This is a genomic window from Pseudomonas sp. (genome assembly GCF_050739995.1).
Classification (GTDB): Bacteria; Pseudomonadota; Gammaproteobacteria; order Pseudomonadales; family Pseudomonadaceae; genus Aquipseudomonas.
This window is the reverse complement of sequence record NZ_JBOICG010000789.1, coordinates 1-3,794: the sequence shown is the minus strand read 5'-3', so window position 1 is coordinate 3,794 and position 3,794 is coordinate 1. Positions and strand designations below refer to the sequence as shown.

The 3,794-nt window shown below is 59.9% G+C and carries 6 protein-coding genes; 1 reads left to right on the top strand and 5 read right to left on the bottom strand.

What is annotated here, in order from left to right:
* Positions 1-308 (bottom strand): NAD-dependent epimerase/dehydratase family protein (locus ACRESD_RS26745; protein ID WP_431753655.1); only part of this gene is annotated, 308 nt, incomplete at its 3' end.
* Between the two features lie 105 nt (positions 309-413).
* Between ACRESD_RS26745 and ACRESD_RS26740 the strand changes: the two genes are divergently transcribed.
* Positions 414-1,328, top strand: coding sequence for a LysR family transcriptional regulator (locus ACRESD_RS26740; protein ID WP_431753654.1), 915 nt, complete (start codon positions 414-416; stop codon positions 1,326-1,328).
* On the opposite strand, the gene ACRESD_RS26735 is transcribed toward ACRESD_RS26740, so the two are convergent.
* From ACRESD_RS26735 to ACRESD_RS26720, 4 genes are read right to left on the bottom strand one after another with little or no spacing between them, the layout of a single operon-like run.
* Positions 1,319-1,804 (bottom strand): DoxX family protein, encoded by a 486-nt coding sequence (locus ACRESD_RS26735; protein ID WP_431753653.1) that lies wholly within the window; start codon positions 1,802-1,804, stop codon positions 1,319-1,321. The two genes, ACRESD_RS26740 and ACRESD_RS26735, sit on opposite strands and share 10 nt — an antisense overlap.
* Complete coding sequence (locus tag ACRESD_RS26730; protein WP_431753652.1) at positions 1,801-2,577, bottom strand: HvfC/BufC N-terminal domain-containing protein; 777 nt, start codon at positions 2,575-2,577, stop codon at positions 1,801-1,803. Before ACRESD_RS26730 ends, ACRESD_RS26735 begins: the two co-directional genes overlap by 4 nt.
* Entirely contained in the window at positions 2,574-3,452 is an 879-nt protein-coding gene (bufB, locus tag ACRESD_RS26725) for an MNIO family bufferin maturase (RefSeq protein ID WP_431753651.1), read from the bottom strand. The genes ACRESD_RS26730 and bufB overlap by 4 nt, the downstream gene beginning before the upstream one ends.
* A gap of 23 nt (positions 3,453-3,475) precedes the next feature.
* Positions 3,476-3,784: a BufA1 family periplasmic bufferin-type metallophore gene (locus ACRESD_RS26720; protein WP_431753656.1), complete on the bottom strand. Its 309-nt coding sequence runs from the start codon at positions 3,782-3,784 to the stop codon at positions 3,476-3,478.
* Between the last annotated feature and the right edge of the window lie 10 nt (positions 3,785-3,794).

Sequence of the window (3,794 nt, the reverse complement as noted above, 5' to 3'; positions counted from 1 at the left end):
TCGTTGGCGTATTCACGGCCGATCAGCAGCAGGTTGACCTGGCCCATCAGCTTGTCACGCAGGCCCAGTTCAAAATCGGCTTCGCTCATGTCACCCAGCGGCACGAAGTTCACGCTGCCTGCCGCACAGACCAGCGCATCGAACTTACCGGTTTGTTCGAACAGTTTGCGAATCGATGCGCTGTCACTGATATCGACCTGGAAGTCGCCGCTGCTGCGACCGATGCTGATCACTTCGTGACGCTGCGCCAGTTCCGCCTTGATCGCCGAACCGACCGTACCGCTGGCACCAATCAATAGGATTTTCATCGTGCTGTTCCTCCGGGGAGATAAGTGAAGGTTCAGTCTAGTGTGGCTTTTTAAGTGGATAAACGCGCTAATAGGCAACCTTTGGTTTTCAAATGGAAACAATCCATGAGCGAGATGGATGACCTGGCGGCCTTTGCCGTACTGATCGAAGCGGGTAGCTTCACCGTCGCGGCCGAGCAGTTGGGGTGCAGCAAAGGCCAGCTATCCAAGCGTATCAGCCAGTTGGAAGCACAATTTTCCGTGGTGTTGCTGCATCGCACCACGCGCAGGCTCAGCCTCACCGCTGCCGGTGCAGCGTTGCTGCCCCAGGCGCAAGCCCTGGTCGTGCAAGTGGAGCGAGCCCGTCAGGCCTTGGCACGGCTCAAGGACGACCTGGCCGGGCCCGTGCGTATGACGGTTCCGGTGTCGTTGGGGGAAACCTTCTTTGATGGTTTGCTGCTGGAGTTTTCCAAGCAGTATCCGCAGGTGCAGATCGAGCTGGAGCTGAACAACAGCTACCGCGACCTGGCCCGGGACGGCTTTGATCTGGGCGTACGCTCCGGCGCCATCGAGAATGAGCGCTTGGTCGCCAAACCACTGCTGGCCTGGCACGAGATGACCTGCGCCAGCCCGGCTTACCTGGAACAACATGGCGTGCCGCAGACCCCGGCGGATCTTGCAACACATGCCTGTTTGCTCAACAGCCACTACAGCGGGCGCGAGGAGTGGTTGTACCACCAGCAACACGAGCTGCTGCGGGTGCGGGTCAGCGGTACCTTTGCCTCCAACCACTACAACCTACTGAAAAAGGCTGCGCTGGTGGGCGCCGGTATCGCACGCCTGCCGTCCTACGTGCTTCCCGCGGAACTGGCTGACGGCCGTTTGCGTTGGCTACTGCGTGACTATTCAACACGCAGCCTGCCGATGTACCTGGTGCATCCTTATCAGGGTGGGCTGCCGCGCCGAACCCAAGTGCTGGCTGATTACCTGGTGGACTGGTTCAAACGCAGCGGCGAAACCCTGGACCGACTTCAGCGGTAGCGGCGGGCGATCAGGTGGTCGATGGATAGGCAACCAGGGCCTTTTGCGACCAACAGCAGCAGTATCGCGATCCAGGTGCCGTGGGTCGGATAGGCTTCCGGGTAGACGAACAGTTGAATGACCAGCGTCATGCCAATCAACGCCAATGCCGAGAAACGTGTGGCAAAGCCCACCAGGATCAACACCGGGAAAAAGTGCTCGGCGAACGCGGACATATGCGCGGCTATTTCCGGCGACAGCAAGGGCACGTTGTATTCACTGCGAAACAGCGGCAGCGTCGAGGCGGCCAGTCGCGGCTCACCCAGTTGGAAGGTGCCGCTGATCAGATCGATGGCGAAGCCCTCGACTTTGGTCTGGCCGGACTTCCAGAACACTGCGGCGATGGAGAAGCGTGCGAGAAAGGCGATCAGGCTGTAGGGGATCTTTTCGAACAACGCGATGGCCCGTTTAACCAGGCACGAAGGGGATGAGTTCATGACGAGACCTTTTGTTTGGTATGCAAATGGGTGATGGCGTCGTAGCTGATCAGCAGGTTCAAGCATTGGTGCAGATCGAATTCGGTCGAGCCTTCGAGGGCCTGTTCCACTGCTGTTTCCAGCGTTGCGCCTTGGTTCAGGCTGTTGATGAACGTGACGGCGCCTGAGTCGATGGCAAACACCTTGACTGTCAGCCCTTGGCGTAACACCAAGGCACCTTGGGCGTGCCAGGGGTGGAAGCTGGCAATTTCACCTTCGGTCTGATGTGCTGACCAGATGCCGACGATTGCGTAGGCAGAGTCCTGAGTGGCGAGGGACGGATGCAGTTGCAGGCGTAACTCCCCCAGGTTTGTTTCCGTTTGCAGTGCCTGCAAAACGGCTTGCCGATCCATCGGCGCTTCATCGGCGGCGTGATAGGCACGTACCCGCAGGCGTTCCAGCCGTGCGACATCGGCCAGATAGGGCACGCTGGCTGTCGGCTCGAAGTCCTGAATGAACGCAGCCAATGCACTGCCGTATTCGCTGATCAGCGGGCTGGTGGGCGGGCAGGCCTGAACGAAGAGTCCCGCCATGGCACGGAAGAATTCCTCACCAACCAGTTGCAACGTCACGGGGTAAGCCGTTGCCAGCGCGTTGATCAACGAGCTGTGCACGTTGTTGCGGTACACCACAAAGCGGCTGGCCGGGTCGGCGCCGTTGCTGCTGAACACGCCATCGGGGCAGGCCATGTCGGGCGAGAGCAAGGCGCTGGCAAATGCGTCATGAAGGCTCATGGGGTCACCTGCGCCAAGTACCGTTCGGCGTGTTGGGCTTCGGCGAGTAATACGCCGAAGGCCGGCACCTGGTTGTCCCGCTCGATCAGTGTGGCCACCGGGCCGGTACGTGTAAGTACTTGCTCGTAAAGCTGCCACACTGCGTTGTCGATGGGGGCTCCGTGGTCATCAATCAACAGGCGATCGCCCAGGCTGTCGGTGTCTTCGGCAAAGCCAGCCAGATGGATTTCACCCACCGCATGCAACGGCAGCCCGTTGATGTAGGCCAGTGGATCACGTTGGTGGTTGATGCACGATACGTAGACGTTGTTGACGTCCAGCAACAGGCCGCAGCCGGTGCGGCGGATGATTTCAGTGATGAAGTCCGTCTCGTCCAGGGTCGAGCGCTGGAACTGCACATACGTCGACGGGTTCTCCAGCAACAGGGTGCGCTTGAGGACGCTTTGTACCTGATCAACGTGTTCGCACACCCGGTTCAGGGTGGCGGTGTCGTAGGCCAGGGGCAGCAAATCGTTCAGAAACACCGGGCCATGGCTGGACCAGGCCAGGTGTTCGGAAAAAGAGTGGGGTTGATAGCGTTCGATCAGCTTGGCCAACCGTGCCAGGTGCTCACGGTTCAGCGGGCCTTCGCCACCGATGGACAGCCCCACGCCATGCAATGACAGTGGGTACTGCTCGCGGATCAAACCCAGGTAGTGATGGAACGGGCCGCCGGCCACCATGTAGTTTTCGGCGTGCACTTCAAAAAAGCCGATATCGGGCGAGGTTTCGAGCACTTCGATGAAGTGCTCGTTCTTCAGCCCCAGCCCGGCCCTATGGGGGAGGCCGGGCACCTGAGCTGGCGAGACCGTGTGTTGGGGTAAAAGCGTCATCATCCGTACTCAGGCTGTGTCGGGTTTCAGGACTTGGCGGTGAAGGCAGCAGCCTGGCCAAAACCGGTCGGCGAGGTAGAGCTTGGGGTCTTGTCGCAGGTGCCGGCAGGTACCAGTTTCCAGGCATTGGCCTGGTCTTTGACTTTGGAAGTACCGGCGCAGGTAGTGCCAGCGCCTGCGGCGCAATCGTTCTTGCCGGCTTCGGCGACACCGAAGCATTTGTCCATTTTGGCTTCGTCAGCGTGGGCCATGTTGGTCATGGCGGACAGGCTCAGGGCCGAACCGAGGGCCAGGACGAGGGTAGCGGCGGACAGCGAACGGGTTTTAGTCGTCATGGTGTATCTC

Excerpts from the sequence above, each read along its gene's own strand:
- ACRESD_RS26740 (WP_431753654.1), top strand. The coding sequence starts at position 414 with ATGAGCGAGATGGATGACCTGGCGGCCTTTGCCGTACTGATCGAAGCG.
- ACRESD_RS26735 (WP_431753653.1), bottom strand. The coding sequence starts at position 1,804 with ATGAACTCATCCCCTTCGTGCCTGGTTAAACGGGCCATCGCGTTGTTC.
- ACRESD_RS26730 (WP_431753652.1), bottom strand. The coding sequence starts at position 2,577 with ATGAGCCTTCATGACGCATTTGCCAGCGCCTTGCTCTCGCCCGACATG.
- bufB (WP_431753651.1), bottom strand. The coding sequence starts at position 3,452 with ATGATGACGCTTTTACCCCAACACACGGTCTCGCCAGCTCAGGTGCCC.
- ACRESD_RS26720 (WP_431753656.1), bottom strand. The coding sequence starts at position 3,784 with ATGACGACTAAAACCCGTTCGCTGTCCGCCGCTACCCTCGTCCTGGCC.